At 67.3% G+C, this 14,833-nt stretch carries 14 protein-coding genes; 7 read left to right on the top strand and 7 right to left on the bottom strand.

The window, feature by feature from the left end; translation table 11 throughout:
• Nucleotides 1–193: 193 nt before the first annotated feature.
• The 3 genes from NUV79_RS08245 to NUV79_RS08235 all read left to right on the top strand — a co-directional run bounded on the left by NUV79_RS08245 (nucleotide 194) and on the right by NUV79_RS08235 (nucleotide 2,060).
• Nucleotides 194–658 carry an Lrp/AsnC family transcriptional regulator gene (locus NUV79_RS08245; protein ID WP_173049670.1) on the top strand — a complete coding sequence of 155 codons (465 nt, stop codon included), beginning with the start codon at nucleotides 194–196 and terminating at the stop codon, nucleotides 656–658.
• A 77-nt stretch (nucleotides 659–735) separates the two neighbouring features.
• Nucleotides 736–993 carry an exodeoxyribonuclease VII small subunit gene (locus tag NUV79_RS08240; protein ID WP_257732584.1) on the top strand — a complete coding sequence of 86 codons (258 nt, stop codon included), beginning with the start codon at nucleotides 736–738 and terminating at the stop codon, nucleotides 991–993.
• Between the two features lie 146 nt (nucleotides 994–1,139).
• On the top strand, nucleotides 1,140–2,060 hold the full coding sequence (locus NUV79_RS08235) for a pirin family protein (protein ID WP_257732583.1): 921 nt from the start codon (nucleotides 1,140–1,142) through the stop codon (nucleotides 2,058–2,060).
• A 10-nt stretch (nucleotides 2,061–2,070) separates the two neighbouring features.
• Here the strand turns inward: NUV79_RS08235 and NUV79_RS08230 are convergent, their stop codons facing one another.
• Complete coding sequence (locus NUV79_RS08230) at nucleotides 2,071–3,300, bottom strand: MFS transporter (RefSeq protein ID WP_257732582.1); 1,230 nt, start codon at nucleotides 3,298–3,300, stop codon at nucleotides 2,071–2,073.
• 181 nt (nucleotides 3,301–3,481) lie between these two features.
• Here NUV79_RS08230 and dxs point away from each other — a divergent pair, with 181 nt between their 5' ends.
• On the top strand, nucleotides 3,482–5,392 hold the full coding sequence (dxs, locus tag NUV79_RS08225) for a 1-deoxy-D-xylulose-5-phosphate synthase (protein WP_257732581.1): 1,911 nt from the start codon (nucleotides 3,482–3,484) through the stop codon (nucleotides 5,390–5,392).
• A gap of 10 nt (nucleotides 5,393–5,402) precedes the next feature.
• Entirely contained in the window at nucleotides 5,403–6,131 is a 729-nt protein-coding gene (locus tag NUV79_RS08220; protein ID WP_257732580.1) for a TlyA family RNA methyltransferase, read from the top strand.
• Here the strand turns inward: NUV79_RS08220 and NUV79_RS08215 are convergent, their stop codons facing one another.
• Nucleotides 6,132–6,632 carry a hypothetical protein gene (locus NUV79_RS08215; protein WP_257732579.1) on the bottom strand — a complete coding sequence of 167 codons (501 nt, stop codon included), beginning with the start codon at nucleotides 6,630–6,632 and terminating at the stop codon, nucleotides 6,132–6,134. It lies immediately after the preceding gene.
• Between the two features lie 87 nt (nucleotides 6,633–6,719).
• Between NUV79_RS08215 and NUV79_RS08210 the strand changes: the two genes are divergently transcribed.
• Together NUV79_RS08210 and NUV79_RS08205 are read left to right on the top strand one after the other, a co-directional pair.
• The gene (locus NUV79_RS08210) at nucleotides 6,720–7,487 is read left to right on the top strand and encodes an SOS response-associated peptidase (protein ID WP_257732578.1); all 768 of its coding nucleotides are present in this window, start codon (nucleotides 6,720–6,722) and stop codon (nucleotides 7,485–7,487) included.
• Nucleotides 7,488–7,540: 53 nt separating this feature from the next.
• Nucleotides 7,541–9,136, top strand: coding sequence for a gamma-glutamyltransferase family protein (locus tag NUV79_RS08205; RefSeq protein WP_257732577.1), 1,596 nt, complete (start codon nucleotides 7,541–7,543; stop codon nucleotides 9,134–9,136).
• Nucleotides 9,137–9,200: 64 nt separating this feature from the next.
• Here the strand turns inward: NUV79_RS08205 and NUV79_RS08200 are convergent, their stop codons facing one another.
• The 5 genes from NUV79_RS08200 to NUV79_RS08180 form a co-directional block, all read right to left on the bottom strand.
• A complete protein-coding gene (locus NUV79_RS08200; RefSeq protein WP_257732576.1) occupies nucleotides 9,201–9,977 on the bottom strand; it encodes an ABC transporter permease in 777 nt (258 codons plus the stop codon).
• A 25-nt stretch (nucleotides 9,978–10,002) separates the two neighbouring features.
• Entirely contained in the window at nucleotides 10,003–10,803 is an 801-nt protein-coding gene (locus tag NUV79_RS08195; RefSeq protein WP_257732575.1) for an ABC transporter ATP-binding protein, read from the bottom strand.
• Nucleotides 10,804–10,895: 92 nt separating this feature from the next.
• On the bottom strand, nucleotides 10,896–11,867 hold the full coding sequence (locus tag NUV79_RS08190; protein ID WP_257732574.1) for an ABC transporter substrate-binding protein: 972 nt from the start codon (nucleotides 11,865–11,867) through the stop codon (nucleotides 10,896–10,898).
• Between the two features lie 263 nt (nucleotides 11,868–12,130).
• Nucleotides 12,131–13,543, bottom strand: coding sequence for an FAD-binding oxidoreductase (locus tag NUV79_RS08185; RefSeq protein WP_257732573.1), 1,413 nt, complete (start codon nucleotides 13,541–13,543; stop codon nucleotides 12,131–12,133).
• Between the two features lie 9 nt (nucleotides 13,544–13,552).
• Nucleotides 13,553–14,791 carry a class I SAM-dependent RNA methyltransferase gene (locus tag NUV79_RS08180; RefSeq protein ID WP_257732572.1) on the bottom strand — a complete coding sequence of 413 codons (1,239 nt, stop codon included), beginning with the start codon at nucleotides 14,789–14,791 and terminating at the stop codon, nucleotides 13,553–13,555.
• Nucleotides 14,792–14,833: the final 42 nt, after the last annotated feature.

The following is a 14,833-nucleotide window of genomic DNA, read 5'->3' as shown; positions in this document are numbered from 1 at the left end:
GATATCGGCAAGTCGGTCCGACGCCGCAGGCGGCCCTCCAAAGCCCACCTGCGGCGCCGGGACTTCGACCGCCCACGGCGTCGCGGCGCTTGCCGATACCAACGGTATCGGCTTCACCCCGCTCCTGGTGGAGCGGACGAATTGCCGGCGTCGAGACCCCTCCGGATTCTGTTAGAGGCTCTTGCCCGTGACCATGACGATCGAGCTCGACTCGCGCGACCGCTCCATCCTGCGGATTCTCCAGCAGGACGGGCGCATCACCAATTCGGACCTAGCCGAGAAGGTGCATCTGTCGCCCTCGGCCTGCCTGCGTCGCGTGCGCCAGCTCGAGGAAAGTGGCCTGATCCGCGGCTATGCGATGATGCTCGACGACAAGATCGCGGGCTTTCCCGGCACGGCCTTCGTCTTCGTCACGCTCGACCAGCAGGGCCGCGCCTCGCTGGAAAGCTTCGAGCAAGCAGTGCAGAGCCTGCCGGAGATTCTCGAATGCCATCTGCTCGCCGGCGCGCATGACTATCTGATGCGCGTGATCTATCGCGACAGCGCCGATTTCGAGCGTATCCATACCGATATCATCACGCAACTGCCGGGCGTCACCCGCGTGCAATCGACACTGACCTTGCGCACGATCAAGAAAACCTCCGCCCTGCCGGTCTGAGTCAGCAGCGCCCCCGAGACGGGTTGCGGCAAACGGCCGTCCAGCCGATAAGCTCCCCCGCAAATAGGAATCAGGCCGTGAGCGAAGAGAAGACCAACGCCGATGTCGCCACCCTGCCCTTCGAGGCGGCGATGAAGGAACTCGAAGCCATCGTCGCACGGCTGGAGCGCGGCGATGTCCCGCTCGAGGAATCGATCGCGATCTACACCCGCGGCGAAGCGCTGAAGGCCCGCTGCGACGCGCTGCTGAAGCAGGCGGAAGCCCGCATCGAGCGCATCACGCTCGGCGCCGACGGCAAGCCGACCGGCGCTGCACCGCTCGACGTCGAGAATTGAGCCGACACTCATAGGCGAGATCACCACGCAATGCCGCGGCGCCCCAGGTGCCGCGGCATTGCATTTCTGCCAGCGGCCGGTTGCAGCCGGGCGCTTGCCTGCGCGCCTCTCCGGAGCGAGATTCGGCCTCAACCAAGGAGGCCCTCATGTCGCAACTCCCCGCCGACGATCCGATCCTGGGCGATGCTCGCTCCTGCGAGGCGATCGAAAAGGTGATCGTGCCCCGCTCCCATGATCTCGGCGGCTTCCAGGTTCGCCGGGCGCTGCCGGCGATCGGCCAGCGCATGGTCGGCCCCTTCATCTTCTTCGACCAAATGGGCCCGGCCGAGTTCCATCTCGGCGAAGGGCTCGACGTGCGCCCTCACCCGCATATCGGGCTCTCGACCGTGACCTATCTGTTCGACGGCGAGATCATGCATCGCGACTCGCTGGGCACGGCGCTCGCCATCAAGCCGGGCGCGGTGAACCTGATGACCGCCGGGCGCGGCATCGTCCATTCCGAGCGCACCGGCATGGAGGCCCGCGCCACCGGCCCGAAGCTCTACGGCATCCAGGCCTGGCTCGCGCTGCCCAAGACGCATGAAGAAATCGCGCCGGAGTTCAAGCATCACGGCGCGCAGGAGCTGCCCCGCATCGTGGAGGGCGGCAAGCGCATCAGCCTGATCATGGGCTCGGCCTATGGCCAGACCTCGCCGGTGAAGTTCCCGTGGGACGCGCCCTATGCCGAGGCCGTGCTCTCGCCCGGCGCGATCCTGCCGCTCGACCCCGACTATGACGAGCGCGCGATCTATATCGTCTCCGGCAAGGTCGATATCGCTGGCGACGAGTTCGGCGCCGGCCAGCTACTCGTCTTCAAGCCGGGCGACCGCATCTCGATCCTCGCCATCGACCAGGCCCGCGTGATGATCGTCGGCGGCGAGCCGATGGACGGCCCGCGCAACATCTGGTGGAATTTCGTCTCCTCCTCGAAGGAGCGGATCGAGCAGGCCAAGCACGAATGGAAGACCGGCCGCTTCGATACCGTGCCCGGCGACGAGAGCGAGTTCATCCCGCTGCCCGAGGGCTGAGCCGGTCGTTTCAGACCGCCTCGGAGATGTCCCTGAGCTTTGGCACCCGCGAGAAACCGATCACCAACAACTGGATCAGGAAGCCTGTGGCCGCGAGGCCCAGGCAGGCGGCGATGCCGAGGTTTGCCGCAACGGAGGCGCCGATCGCGGCGCCGATCGGCCGCGCGCCGAAGGTCGCCGTCATGATCAGCGCGGAGACACGGCCGAGCATGGCGTTGGGCGTCACCGCCTGGCGCAATGTCATGGTCGAGATCGTCCAGATGATCGGCCCGACACCGAACAGGAAGAAGCTCGCGGCAACCAGATAAACCGAGGGCAGCCAGAGCGTCGCGAACATCACGCCGGCCGCGCAGAGCCCGGCGAAGGGCCCGAGCAGGATCAGCGTCCCGAAGGTGACCTGCCTGGCGATGGCCGGCGCGAGGATGGCACCGACGATCATGCCTGCACCGTAGATGCCGAGCGAGACGCCGACCTGCGTGGCACTCAGGTCCAGGTTCTGCACGGCATAGGCGACATAGACCGCCTGGAAGATGAACCACGACACGTTGAAGAACACCGCGGTCATCAGGATCGGCCGGAGCAGGTCGTGGCCGGCGACGAAGCGGGCGCCTTCCTTGAGATCATGCAGCAGGTCGCGACGCGGGCCTGACGGCGCCTCATCTCGGGGCAGGCCTGCCAGCAGCATCGCCGCGAGAATGGAGAGCCCGGCCGCCAGCCCATAGGCCGTGGAGACGCCGATCCAGCCAACGAGCGCACCACCGAGCGCCGGTCCGCCGGCATAGGCGGCGCTGCGGGCCAGCTCCAGCCAGCGATTGGCATCGGCGAGCCGCTCGCGCGGCACGACGGAGGGAACGAAAGCCGGCGCCGCGACGCTGTAGCAGACGGTGCCGATGGCGCCGAGCGCGCCGATCAAGGCGAGCCGGGGCAAATTCAAGCTCCCGGCTGCGAGCAAAAGCGGGATCGCGAGCAGCGAAACGGCGCGCAGCACTTCGGTGCCGACCATCAGCCGACGCCGCGAGGCGCGATCGACCATCAACCCGGCGGGAATCGACAGCAGGAGGAAAGGCAAGGTCTGCGCCGTCTGCAGCCAGCCGGTCTCGGCCGGGCCTGCCGCGAGCAGCAGCACGGCGGCCAAAGGTGCGGCGGCCAACGCGATCTGCTCCGAGAACTGGGCGAAGAGATTGGACCAGCCGATGCGGCGAAATGCCGTCGGTAATGGCGTCGTGTCGGTCGGTTGCATGAGCCAGCGTCCCCGGAAACAGTCGTCAGCGCACTGAAATGCGTTGCCGGCACCGGAACCACCCGTTTCGTGGCAAAGCGACGCGCGCGCCGTCGACTTGGTCGAAACCGCAACTGCGGTTTGCATGCGCGCCGCGCAGGCTCTATTTCGAGGGCATCCCAGCGAAGGATCAGACAGCCTCGTGCCCCGTCCCGCCACGCCGCTCCTCGACACGATCCACGACACCGCCGACCTGCGGGCCCTCGACGACGCGAAGCTGCGCCAGGTCGCCGACGAGCTCCGGCTCGAGACGATCGACGCCGTCTCCGTCACCGGTGGGCATCTCGGCGCGGGCTTAGGCGTGGTCGAGCTCACCGTCGCGCTACATCATGTCTTCGACACGCCGCGCGACCGCCTGATCTGGGATGTCGGCCACCAGGCCTATCCGCACAAGATCCTGACCGGGCGGCGCGAGCGTATCCGCACGCTGCGCCAGCCGGGCGGCCTCTCGGGCTTCACCAAGCGCGCCGAGAGCGACTACGACCCGTTCGGTGCCGCGCATTCCTCGACCTCGATCTCGGCCGGGCTCGGCATGGCGGTCGGGCGCGATCTCAAGGGCGAGCAGAACAACGTCATCGCCGTGATCGGCGACGGCGCGATGTCGGCCGGCATGGCCTATGAGGCCATGAACAATGCCGGCGCGCTCGGCTCGCGCCTCATCGTCATCCTCAACGACAACGACATGTCGATCGCCCCGCCGGTCGGCGCGATGTCGGCGTATCTGGCGCGGCTCGTCTCGGGGCGGACCTATCGCTCGATCCGCGAGGTCGCCAAGCAGCTCGCCGAGAAGCTGCCGCGCTTCTTCCATGACAAGGCCAGGCGCACCGAGGAATATGCCCGCGGCTTCTGGACCGGCGGGACGATGTTCGAGGAGCTCGGCTTCTATTATGTCGGGCCGATCGACGGGCATAATCTCGACCATCTGCTGCCGGTGCTGCGCAATGTCCGCGACGCCGGGGACGGGCCTATACTGGTCCATGTCGTGACGCAGAAGGGTAAGGGCTACGCCCCGGCCGAGGCCAGCGCAGACAAGTACCATGGCGTGGTCAAGTTCGACCCCGTCACCGGCCAGCAGGCCAAGGCGCCGGCGAACGCGCCGAGCTACACCAATGTCTTTGCCCAGGCCCTGATCAAGCAGGCGCGCGAGGACGACAAGGTCGTCGCCGTCACTGCCGCCATGCCGTCCGGCACGGGGCTCGACGCCTTCGGCAAGGAGTTTCCGGGCCGCACCTTCGATGTCGGCATCGCCGAGCAGCACGCCGTGACCTTCGCGGCCGGGCTCGCCACCGAGGGCTACAAGCCCTTCGTGGCGATCTACTCGACCTTCATGCAGCGCGCCTACGACCAGATCGTCCATGACGTGGCGATCCAGAAGCTGCCGGTGCGTTTCGCGCTGGACCGCGCCGGGCTCGTCGGCGCCGATGGCGCGACCCATGCCGGCTCCTTCGACATCGCCTATCTCGCCTGCCTGCCGGACATGGTGGTGATGGCGGCCGCCGACGAGGCGGAGCTGACCCATATGGTCGCGACCGCCACGGCCTATGACGAAGGGCCGATCGCCTTCCGCTATCCGCGTGGCGAAGGCGTCGGCATCGAGATCCCCGATATCGGCGTGCCCCTCGAAATCGGCAAGGGCCGAGTCGTCCGCGAGGGCACGCGGATCGCGCTGCTTTCGCTCGGAACACGCCTTGCCGAATGTCTCAAGGCCGCGGAATTACTGGCCCAGCGCGGCCTGTCGACCACGGTCGCCGACGCGCGCTTTGCCAAGCCACTCGACGAGGCGCTGATCCTGAAGCTCGCCCGCGAGCACGAGGTTCTCGTCACGGTCGAGGAAGGCTCGGTCGGCGGCTTCGGCAGCCATGTCCTGCATCTGCTGGCGCAGAACGGCGCGCTCGATGCCGGCCTGAAGGTCAGGAGTCTGACGCTGCCCGACGTCTTCCAGGACCATGACAAGCCGGACGCGATGTATGCCGCCGCCGGGCTCGACGCCGCCGGCATCGTCAAGGCCGTCGAGAGCGCACTGGGCCAGCCCAGCGCGGTGAAGCTGGCCTGACGGCACCTGCATGAAGAGCCGAGCCGACCAGTTGCTCGTCGAGCGCGGCTTCTTCGAGAGCCGTGCGCGGGCGCAGGCCGCGATCGCGGCGGGGCTCGTTACGGTCAATGGCTCGACCGTGCGCAAGGCTTCGGAAATGGTGGCCGATGATGCGGAGCTAACCGCGCAGGCGCCGCACCCTTACGTCTCGCGCGGCGGGCTGAAACTGGCGGGCGCGCTCGATGCCTTCGGTTTCGATCCGCAGGGGCTGACCTGCCTCGATGTCGGCTCCTCGACCGGCGGCTTCACCGACCTGCTCTTGCAGCGCGGCGCCCGCCATGTCGTCGCCGTCGATGTCGGGCGCGACCAGTTGCATCACTCGCTGCGAGCCGATCCACGCGTCACCAGCTTTGAAGGACAGGACATCCGCACGCTGGATATCGAGGCCCTACCGGAGCGGCCGGGCCTCGCCGCGATCGATGTCAGCTTCATCTCGCTGAAGCTGGTGTTGCCGGCTGTCTCCGCGCTGCTCGCGCCAAAGGCCGGCATCGCCGCGCTGATCAAGCCGCAATTCGAGGCCGGCCGTGCCGCGCTCAAGAAGGGCATCGTCCGCGATGAGGCGATCCAGCTCCAGGTCTGCGACGAGATCGTCGCGGTGCTGCGAGAGCTGGGCTTCGCGGTCGAAGGGCCGATCCCCTCACCGATCGAGGGCGGTGACGGCAATCGTGAGTTTCTCGTGGGTGCGCGGCGGCCCGCCTGATCAGCGCGCGAGCAAGGCGTCGATCTGCGCTTGCAGGGCCGTATCCTCGAACTTCCCGATATCGATCGAGCCGTTCGCGTTGATGAACTGGGTCGTGCGGGCGATCTGCCGGCGCAGGGCCTCGCTGGCGACCTCGATGATGACGGGCAGCTCAGGCTGAGGCGGCGTTTCCGCGAGCAGCGCAGTCACCGTGCGCACCAGCCGCGTCATCGCATTGCAGGCCTCGTCGAAGGCCCGGGCCCTGTTCGGATTGAGGTCGTCATAGGCAGCGAGTGCCGAAGCGGCACAGCGCAAGGCCGATGTGGCAAAATGCTCGCGGTAGCCGACAGCCCGCCAAGCCTGGAGATCGGCGAGGATGCTGTCATCCATCGCGACCATCTCGATCAGCATCAGAGCTTCGCTGTAGCGGTTGAGAAAATCGGTCGATAGACGCGGGTGGACACCGGCATCAAGCCGTTCGGCCGCCGTTCCAGCCAGCATGTCCGTCGCGATGACGCTCATCCGCTACCCCAAATCGGCGCGACTATGTTGGTGCAACCGCAAATAAAGTGTTGATTCCGAGCGCTCGTCTCGACGTAAACAGCAGCCATGTGCGGACGCTATGCGATCACTTTGCCACCCGAGGCGATGCGCGAAACCTTCGGTTATCGCGAGCAGCCGAATTTTCCGCCGCGCTACAATATCGCGCCGACGCAGCCGGTGCCGATCGTCAGGCTGCATGACGGGGCGCGGCAGTTCATGCTGATGCGCTGGGGTTTTATCCCCGGCTGGGTCAAGGACCCCAAGGATTTCCCGCTCGTCATCAATATCCGGATCGAGAGCGCCGCCGAGAAACCCTCCTTCCGCAACGCCCTGACGCGGCGACGCTGCCTGCTGCCGGCGGACGCCTTCTATGAATGGCGGCGTAGCGGCACCGGCAAGCAGGCTCGCAACGAGGCCTTCCTGTTCCGCAAGCCCGATCGCGGCCCCTTCGCCTTCGCCGCGCTGTGGGAGACCTGGCATTCGCCGGATGGTTCGGAAATCGACACCGTCGCGATGATGACGGGGCCGGCGAACGGCACGATGGCCCCGATCCATCATCGCAGCCCGATTATCCTCGACCCCAGCGACTACCAGGCCTGGCTCGACCCTCAGGCCACGCCTGAGCAGACCGGGCGACTGCTGAAGCCGCCGCCGGACGACCTGCTGGAGGCCGTCGCGATCGGCAATGACGTCAACAAGGTCGCGAACGACGCGGCCGAGATTCAATTGCCGCTGGCCGAGCTTCCGCAAGAAGAAGCTCCCGAGGAACCGAAGCGCCATGCGCGCAAAGCGGCCCGGCCTCCCGCGGATGACGGGCAAGGTAGCCTGTTCTAGCGCCGGATTCGTGCTCTGATCGCCATCAGAAGACGACGAGGAGGAGACTGAAGATGCACGGCCGCCGCCCCACCATGACCTCCCGCCACGGCATGGTCGCCGCGGCCCATCCCCTGGCGGCGCAGGCCGGCGCGAAATTGCTGGCGCAGGGCGGCAACGCCTTCGATGCGGCGGCGGCCACGGCCGCCGCGCTCAACGTGGTCGAGCCCTTCATGTCCGGGCTTGCCGGCATGGGCCTCTCGACAATGTGGGTCGCGGCCGAGAAGCGGGTGCGCGTGCTCGATTTCGTGCCGCCGATCCCGGCGAGCTTCCCTGCCAATCGCTTCAGCAAGCGCACTGACCTGGAACGCGGCGCGCTCGCCGTCGCCTCGCCCGGCAATCTCGCCGGCTGGTGCGAGCTGGTGAAGACCTATGGCCGCAAGTCGCTGGCCGAGGTCTTCGCGCCGGCAATCACGCTGGCACGGGACGGCTTCGCGCTGGCCGAGTTCGGCGCGGCGGAATTCGAGGAGAACGACCCGCTGCTGGAGAAGATTCCCGCGCTCTACCCGGCCTGGGCGAAGAACTACCAGCCCAGCGGCGCGATGCATCTCGGCTCCGTGCTCGTGCAGTCCGATCTCGCGAAGACGCTGAGCGAGATTGCCGAGAAGGGGCCGGATCATTTCTATCGCGGCGCGCTCGGCGAGACCGTCATCGCGCATCTTCAGGCGCTCGGCGGCTCGCTGACCATGGCTGATCTCGCGGCCGTGAAGACGGTCTGGCGCGAGCCGATGGCGGCGAGCTTCAAGGGGCTGTCGGTACATGTGCCGCCGCCGCCCTGCGAGGGCTTCCAGTTCCTGCTGACCCTGCGCCTGCTCGATGGGATCGATCTCGCGTCGAAGCCGAGGGACGGGGCGGATCATCTCGACCTCGTCTATCGCGCGATCCGCCTCGCGGCCGGCGAGCGCATCGCCCATAACAACCCCTCGCCGGAGAAGCTCGCCGAGATCATGTCGGAGGCTTCGGTCGCGCGTCTGCGCCAGCGCCTGACCGACGGCCAACCGGTAACCGGCCCGACCGAGCAATGGGTGCCGCAGGACAAGGAAGACCCGGCGCACACGACGTCGCTCTCGGTGGCCGACAGCGAGGGCAACCTGATCTGCATCACGCAGAGCCTGGGCAGCCCGTTCGGCAGCGGCGTGGTCGTTCCCGGCACGGGGCTCTGCTTCAACAACTTCCTGTACTGGGCCGACGTCCAGCCCGGCAGCCCGAACCGCTCGAAGCCGGGCGACGAACTGCCGATGTGCATGTCGCCGACGCTCTCGACCCGCGACGGCAAGCCGGTGCTCGCGCTCGGCACGCCCGGCAGCTACGGCATCATGCAGACGCAGGCGCAGGCCATGGTCCAGCATCTCGTCTACGGCCTGCCGCTTCAGGAGGCGATCGAGGCGCCGAGGGCGCGCCTCTGGGACGGCCGTCTCGTCGAGATCGAGAACCGCATCGCGCCGGAGACGATCGCCGAGCTGGTCAGGCGCGGGCACGAGGCGCGCGCCTTCGATGTCGGCTGGACGATGCGCTGCGGCGGCATGCAGGCGGTCGCGGTCGATCCGTCGACCGGCGTGTTCACCGGCGCCGCCGATCCGCGCCGCGACGGTTACGTCGCGACGCCCTGAGCATCGGACCGAAAAGCGGAATCCACTTTTCGGAACAATCTGATGCTCAAATAGCGGTCTAAGCTCAGGCGACGATCTCGCCGCGGAAGGCCCAGCGGGTCATCCGCCGCTCGACCAGGGCGCAGAGCGCATAAAGCGCGATGCCCATGATGGCGATGGAGAAGAGCCCGGCGAAGGTCGTCGGCGCGTCGTTACGCGCGCCGGCCGAGAGCATCAGGAAGCCGATTCCGCGATTGCCGCCGACCGTCTCCGACAGCACCGAGCCGACGAAGGCGAGCGTCACCGCGACCTTCAGGCTGGCGAACAGATAGGGCATCGCGCGGGGCACGCCGACCTTGGTCAGGATTTCCCATTGGCTGGCGCCGAGCGAGCGCATCACGTCGCGCATCTCGGGCTCGATGGTGGCGAGGCCCGTCGCGACGTTCACGACGATCGGGAAGAAGGAGATGACGAAGGCGGTAATCACCGCCGGCAAGGCGCCGACGCCGACCCAGATCATCAGGATCGGCACGATCGCGACCTTCGGGATCGCGTTGAAGGCGATCAGCAGCGGGTAGAGGCCCGAATAAACGAAGGGCGATGCGCCAACGGCGAGGCCGAGCAGCAGGCCGAAGCCGATCGCGAGCGCGAAGCCGATCAGCGTCGTCCAGAGCGTCTCCAGGCAGAAGCGCAGCAGGATGTCCCAGCGCAGGATCATCGTCTCGATGATGCGGCTCGGGCGCGGCGCCAGGATTTCCGGCACGTCGAAGACGATACAGGCGATCTCCCAGGCCAGCAGCAGCCCGCCCATGGCGAGCCAGGGCATGGCGAGAAGCAGGATACGCTTCTGAGGTTCCGTCATGATCTTTGTCCTGCCGGGGCCCGCATCACGCATGCTCCATGTGAATGCGCTCGCGCAGTTCATGGACGATGTCGACGAACTCGACCGTGAAGGTCGTCTCCAGCGTCCGCGGGCGCGGCAATTCGATCTTGCGGATCTTGACGATCTTTCCAGGGCGCCGGCTCATCACGTAGACGGTGTCGGCGAGATAGACGGCCTCGCGCAGGTCATGTGTGACCAAAACCGCCGTGAAGCGACGCTCCATCCAGAGCTTCTGCATCACGCCCCAGAGCTCTTCGCGCGTGAAGGCGTCGAGCGCGCCGAAAGGCTCGTCGAGCATCAGGATATCGGGTTCATGGACGAGCGCGCGGCACAGGCTCGAGCGCTGCTGCATGCCGCCCGAGAGCTGCCAGGGATATTTCTGGCCGAAGCCGCCGAGCCCGACCGAAGCCAGCAGTGCCTCGCCGCGCGCGACATATTCGGCCTTGTTGGCGCGGAAACGGCGCTTGTGCGGCTCGACCACCTCCAGCGGCAGCAGGATGTTGTCGAGCGTCGAGCGCCAGGGCATCAGCGTCGGCGCCTGGAAGGCCATGCCGACGCCGCGGATCGGCCCCTTCACCACCTGGCCGTGCACGCGGACCTCGCCGCCGGTCGGCGGCAGCAACCCGGTGACGAGCTTCATCAGGGTCGACTTGCCGCAGCCGGACGGGCCGACCACGGCAATGAACTCGCCCTTGGCGATGGTAAGCGTCGCGTCCTCCAGCGCCTGCATGCGGCTTGGCCCGCTGCCATAGGCGAGGCTGACCTGCCGCAGTTCGACGAGGGGACTTTCGTGTGTTTCAGCCATCCGGGCGTCGTCTCGGGCTTGCCCCGAGAAGCTCGGGGAGGAAAAGGCTCGGGCGCGATGGCCGGGTCTGGCCCGGCCATGACGGCTGAGGATCAGGGGCCGAGCATCCGCTCCGCCTTCGGCGGCAGGAACTTGCCGGTGAAAACCTTGTCCGGCTCGGGCGCGGACGGCAGGCCGAAGGCCTCGGCGACATCCTTGACCGAGCGGGCGAAGCGCGCGGGATCGACATCACCCATGCCGTTCGCCTTCACGAAGGAGGTGAGCACATTGAGCCTGAGCGACATGTCGAGGCGCTCGGCCTCCAGCTTCTCGTCGATCAGCGGATCGCGCTTCTTGGCGGCGGCGATGCCGACGGCCGGGTTGGCGGCGACTTCCCGCCAGGCCTTGGCGGTGGCGCGCAGGAAGCCGGTCACGACCTCCGGCTTCGCGGCCAACGCCGGCGAGACGATGATGCCGTTGCCGTAAACGTCCATCTTGTAGTCGGAGTAGTTGAAGGAGACGACATCTTCCGGCTTCACGCCGCGGGCCTTCAGGTCGAGGATCGACGAAAAATAATGGCCGGAGATGAAGTCGACCGTGCCCTGCACCAGCGACTGCTCGCGCAATTGCGGGGTCAGGTTGACGTGCTGGACGGAGGCCGCGTCGATGCCGTTCTTCTTGGCGAAGGCCGGGAAGAGGCGAAACGAGGCGTCGAAGACGGGCGCGCCGAGCTTCTTGCCGGCGAGGTCCGTCGGCTTGGTGATGCCGCTCTTCTTCAACGCGTGGACGCCGAAGGGCGGGAAATCATAGGCCATGAAGACGCAGAGGATTTCCTTGCCGGCGTTCTTGGCGTTGTACTCGATCAGCGAGTTCACGTCGGCGAAGCCGATGTCGTAGGCGCCGGTCGCGACGCGCTGGACCGCGCCGGCCGAGCCCTGGCCGGGGTCCATGGTCACGTCGAGCCCCTCGGCCTTGTAGTAGCCCTTGTCGAGCGCGACGAGGAAGGGTGAGGTCGGGCCCTGGAAGACCCAATCGAGCGTGAACTTGATCGGCGTCTGGGCAGCGGCGGGCAGTGCGCCGGCCATCGCAGCCGCTCCGGCCAGAGCCAGCGCGGCGAGCGCGCGGCGCGTCGGTCCCCTGCCCCGCCTGCGCGCACAATTCGACAGCATCCGCTTCACGCCGATCATAGCAGCCAACCCCTCATGTTATCGTTATGAGGGCGAAGGCTAGAGATGCCGCGAAAAGCGGTCAATCGAGCGGAACGGCCTTCCTGCCAAATTTTTGAGCAGGAGCCTCCGGCGGCGGCCTTGCGTGGTGCAGGCTGCCGATTGGACGATCAGTCCGTGGCTCAGTCCTGCGCCAGCACGGCGCCCGGATTGAGAATCCGCTTGGGATCGAGCATGCGCTTCAGCGTCCGCATCAGATCGAGTTCGACCGGGTCCTTCACGCCGGGCAGCAGGTCGCGCTTGAGGCGGCCGATGCCGTGCTCTGCGGAGATCGAACCGTGAAGCTCCGCGACGATGCCGTGGACCGCCTCGTTCATCTCGCTCCAGCGGGCGAGATAGGCAGCCTTGTCGGCGCCGACCGGCTGGCTGACGTTGAAATGGATGTTGCCGTCGCCGAGATGGCCGAAGGGCACGGGCCGGCAGCCCGGCACCATCGCCTCCACAGCCGCGATGGCGCGCGCCAGGAATTCGGGCGTCGCATGGATCGGCACCGAGACGTCGTGCTTGATCGAGCCGCCCTCATAGGTCTGCACCTCGGAGAGCATCTCGCGCAGCTTCCAGAAATCGGCGCGCTGGGTCAGCGAGCCCGCCAGGGCCGCATCGGTGACGATGCCCTTCTCCAGGGCCTCGCCGAGGAAGGTCTCGACATGCTCGTCGAGCCCCGAGGCCTGCTGGGCCGAGACCTCCATCAGCACATACCAGGGCGACGGCTCGGAGAGCGGGTCGCGCGTGCCGGAAGCGTGGCGCAGGACGAAATCCATGCCGATGCGCGGCATCAGTTCGAAGGTGGTAAGCGTGCCGCCGGCACCGGCCTTGGCCGCGTTCAGCAGCTCAAGCGCCGCCGCCGGATTGGGCACCGCGAGGAAGGCGGTCGCCCGCGCCGCCGGCGCGGGGAAGAGCTTCAGCACTGCCGCCGTGATGATGCCGAGCGTGCCTTCGGCACCGATGAAGAGGTTCTTGAGGTCGTAACCGGTATTGTCCTTGCGGAGCTGGCGCAGACCGTTCCAGATGCGCCCGTCCGGCAGCACGACCTCAAGACCCATGCAGAGCTCCCTGGCATTGCCATAGGCCAGCACGGCGGTGCCGCCGGCATTGGTCGAGAGGTTGCCACCGATGGTGCAGGAGCCTTCCGACGCCAGTGAGAGCGGGAAGAGCCGGCCGGCCGCTTCCGCCGCATCCTGCGCGCGCTTCAGCGTGACGCCGGCCTCGACGATCATCGTGTCGCCATCGGTATCGACGGCGCGGATCTTGTCGAGGCGCTGCAGCGAGAGGATGACCTCCCTGCCCTCGGAGATCGGGATCTGGCCGCCGACAAGGCCGGTATTGCCGCCCTGCGGCACCAGAACCGTGCCGGTCTCGGCCGCGAGCTTCACCAGCTCGGCGACCTCGGCGGTCGAGCCGGGACGGACAATGCCCTGCGCCTTGCCGCGGAAGAGATCGCGCCATTCCTTGAGATAGGGCACCATCGCGTCGGCATCGGTGATGATGTTCTTCGCGCCGACGATGCCGGCCATGCGATCGAGAATTGCGCTCATCCTGAAGCCCTAGCCCTTCCTGCCCCGCCGGAACACGCCGACGAGCTCGACATGAGCGGAATAGCGGAACTGGTCGACCGGCGTCACGGCCTCCAGCGCATAGCCGCCCGCAACGAGGGTCGCGGCGTCGCGTGCGAAGCTCGCCGGATCGCAGGAGACGTAGATCACGTCCTTGACCTTGGAAGCTGCCAAGCGCTTGACCTGCGCCTCCGCACCGGCCCGCGGCGGATCGAGCACGATCACGTCGAAACCGTTGAGTTCATGCTCCAGGAGCGGGCGGCGGAACAGGTCGCGCGTTTCGGTCGCGATGGGTTTTAGCCCCTGCGTCGCGCCGGCGCCCTTGGCCAGTGCCAGCATCGCCGCCTTGTCGCTCTCGATGGCGAGCACCTGCATCTTCTCCGCGATGCGGAAGCTGAACGGGCCACAGCCGGCGAAGAGATCGGCCGCGCGCTTGCCCTTGGGCAACGCCGCCATGACCAGCCCGGCGAGCACCTCCTCGCCCGCCGCCGTCGCCTGCAGGAAGCCACCTGCGGCCGGCGCGACCAGTGCCCTGCCCATGCGCTGCAAGGGCGGGCGGCGCTCGACGACGATCTCGCCATGGTTGGAGAGCCGGGCGAGATCAAGCCGCTCGGCGAGCTGAGTCAGGGCGAGCCTCAGCTTGTCACCGAGCGGGCCATGGCCGCGGATATCGACATCGAGCCCGGCTTCCGAGGCGGTGACCTGGATATCGAGCGGCTTGTTGGCGCCGCCCATGCGGTTCGCCAGCATAAGCGCGACAGCGGGTGCGCGATCGAGCCCCGACGCCAGCACCGGGCAAGCCTCGACCGAAATCAGATCATGGCTGCGCGCCGCCATGAAGCCGACGACCATCGCCTCGCCCTGCCGGCGGGCATGGAAGGTGACGCGGCGGCGGCCTGCACCATGGGCGTCGACGAGATCGCCGACCGGCGCCTCGATGCCGGCGCGGCTCAGGGCGGTGACGACCTGCTGGCGCTTCCATTCGCGATAGAGGCCGGGCGCCATGTGCTGGGCCGCGCAGCCGCCGCAGCGGGTGAAGAGCGGGCAGATCGCGGCGATACGGGACTCGGAGGGTGCGATGATCTCGACGAGCTGGCCGCGCTCGCCATCGACCACCGCACGCACGGTCTCGCCCGGCAGCGCATAGGGAATGAAGATGCTGCCGGAGGCGGCCTGCACGATGCCATCGCCCTTCTGACCGAGGCGATCAATGGTGAGAACTTCATTCATGGCGAGCTTCGGAGAAGAAATTTCTCCGGCTTGCGGCTTGGC

Origin of the sequence: Allobosea sp. 47.2.35 (genome assembly GCF_024655635.1) — a bacterium.
GTDB lineage: Bacteria > Pseudomonadota > Alphaproteobacteria > Rhizobiales > Beijerinckiaceae > Allobosea.
Note: the sequence above shows the minus strand (reverse complement) of the source record. Positions and strands in the feature narration are given on the sequence as shown.